The sequence below is a fragment of the Candidatus Protofrankia californiensis genome (genome assembly GCF_900634765.1).
Taxonomy (GTDB): Bacteria; Actinomycetota; Actinomycetes; order Frankiales; family Frankiaceae; genus Protofrankia; species Protofrankia californiensis.
The window spans coordinates 13,534-14,359 of sequence record NZ_CAAAFT010000097.1 but is presented as its reverse complement, the minus strand read 5'-3'; the positions used below and the strand labels follow the sequence as shown (position 1 = coordinate 14,359).

General features: G+C 68.8%; 1 pseudogene. It reads right to left on the bottom strand.

Features of this window, described 5'->3' with window-relative positions:
• Window positions 1–176: 176 nt before the first annotated feature.
• Window positions 177–826 (bottom strand): annotated as a pseudogene (locus DD1DGNOD_RS28825) (haloacid dehalogenase); the annotation flags it as partial.

Below are 826 nucleotides of genomic sequence, written 5' to 3'. Positions count from 1 at the left end.
CTCCAGCGGCGCGAAAGGACCACGATCGCACCACCTCCGGCCCCAGCATCCCTCCGGAACCCTTCGGCGGCGCGGGAGAGGCACGATCGCGCCATCTTTGACCCAATGTCTCTCGGGGCCTCCGGCGACGCGGGAGAAACATGATCGCGTCACCTTTGGCCCGCTGAGGAACGGGTTCAGAACCGGTCTTCCAGTTCGCGCCGCAGTCGACGGACGGCCCGGCGTGACAACGGCGTGCTCTCGGCGGTCGGGATCGCCAACGGGTCGGAACGGATCCCGAGCCATCCGAAGGCGATCTCGACGTCGATGGTGTAAGTGGCCGTCAGATGTGCCTGCGCCACCGGGTCGAGCACGTAGATGAACTGCGGATCGTCACCGAGAATCTCGACCAGGTTCGGCTGCAGGGCCCGCGCCCCGACCAGGTGCAGCTGCGCCTCGTCCAGGACCGAAGTGATCGTTACCGAGTAGGGTTCGACCACGTTGTTGAGGTGGAAGGACAGCTTCAACCAGTCCAGCCGCATCAGACCGCGCCGGCCGGCCGGGTCGATGCGCACCCGGCGGACACCGATCCCGTCGATCCGCAGGCGCACCAGCGACAGCCCGTCCCGCCCGGATCGGGTGACCGCGGACTCCTTCGGGCCGCTGGCGAAGTCGGCCCCGGTGTCGACGTAAACCTCGACGGGTCCGGCGGCGGCCTCCGGGGAGACCTCCAGCGCCGAGATCCCGGCGCCCACGGCCAACCCGCTGACGACCGCGAGAGGCCGGTTCGCCACCGCCGCCACCCCTGCCGGCCAGTAGAGCTCCTGCATCGGGATCTTCTCGAGAT